The following is a 1,404-nucleotide window of genomic DNA, read 5'->3' on the forward strand; positions in this document are numbered from 1 at the left end:
GGATACATTAGAGTCAATGATTTAACTGTAATTAACGGAATGGATTTTCCATTTACACATAATTCTTGACGCTACCTGAGGATGTTTTGAAGATTGTTAATAAACAGTCATCACCTAAAAAAAATAAGCCTCGGGTACCAGGAAATAAGAGTCCCAAATATCCTAATGGTCCCGGCGAAAAGCGTTTCCCACAGACCAATGATCGCTTTAACACGTCGTTCATTTGGTTAGGTGGTTTACTAATAGTTATTGTTTTATTGATCGTATTTTGGAAAAGAAACAAGAAACAAAATTAAAGTTAGGAGTTTAAGCACATGAAAAAGAAAACAAAACAAAGAATTTTCGCAGCACTAGCAACGGTAGCCCTTGCGTTGCCAGTAGGATTAGGGTTGGGAAGCAAAGCACAGGCTGCAGATGAAAGTAGTAATCCAACACAAACAATTGAAATTCATAAATTGATTTTTGATAAAATTCCTGAAAAACAGACAAATAATGGTAGTGATAACCCGTTTCAAGATGGAAAACCATTAAACGGTGCCGGATTTACAGCTTATGATGTTACCGACAAATACTGGGATTTATACAAAACTAACAAAGGTAATAGTGAGCAGGCGGTGAAGGATCTCTTAGATAAAATAAAGGAGCCTAACAAGTCAGATCAAGCGAAGGATGCTTCTGGGAAAAATATTCCAGAAGTGAAAACAGCAACTAAAGATGGTGCAGAGGGTGTAGCAGATCTTGTTCTTCCTACAACGAAAGCTGGACAAAATGCTGTTTATATTATTTTTGAAACTACCACACCTAATGGGGCTAACAACCAAAAAGCTATCCCATTTGTTGTTGGATTGCCAGTCTATACGGACACTGAAAATCTTTTATCACCCATTAAAGTATATCCTAAAAATGAATACCGTACCTCTACTTTGGAATTCACTAAGTATGGGGTATATCTTAATAAAATAACAAAATTAAGTTCTTCTAAACCTTTATCAGGGGCAATGTTTTATTTAGAAGATACAGATAACAAGAAAATCTATAGTACAGAAACCAATGATTTTACTTTAGATGAAACAGATAAAGCAATGGATAAAGCTAAATTAAGTTCTGACGATTCAGGGAAGGTCAGTGTTCCAAACCTAGTTTTAAAAGATGGCGGGCATTATGCCTTTTATGAAATGGATAGTTCAGTATCTACATCTAGTCTACAAGAACAAACAGAAAAAGAAGAAATTTTTCACTATTCTAATAATCCAGTAGTAATTGTAGATGCAAATCGGGAGACTAATACAGAAAAAAATAGTCAAGCCAAAATGATATTAACGTATCATTTTAACCTGCATTCCCGAATTGTGTAACGATAATCACTCGAAAAACCGCTGTAACGCTTGATATATAGCGGTTTTT

Annotated in this window: 2 protein-coding genes; both read left to right on the forward strand. The window is 35.0% G+C overall.

What is annotated here, in order from left to right:
- The first annotated feature begins 86 nt into the window (after positions 1–86).
- On the forward strand, positions 87–296 hold the full coding sequence (locus tag FFM67_RS12600; RefSeq protein ID WP_170178042.1) for an EF2685/EF0750 family sortase-dependent surface protein: 210 nt from the start codon (positions 87–89) through the stop codon (positions 294–296).
- Positions 297–314: 18 nt separating this feature from the next.
- Positions 315–1,355 (forward strand): pilin N-terminal domain-containing protein, encoded by a 1,041-nt coding sequence (locus FFM67_RS12220; RefSeq protein ID WP_137614813.1) that lies wholly within the window; start codon positions 315–317, stop codon positions 1,353–1,355.
- Positions 1,356–1,404: the final 49 nt, after the last annotated feature.

This window comes from Enterococcus viikkiensis, assembly GCF_005405345.1.
GTDB classification, from domain to species: domain Bacteria; phylum Bacillota; class Bacilli; order Lactobacillales; family Enterococcaceae; genus Enterococcus_A; species Enterococcus_A viikkiensis.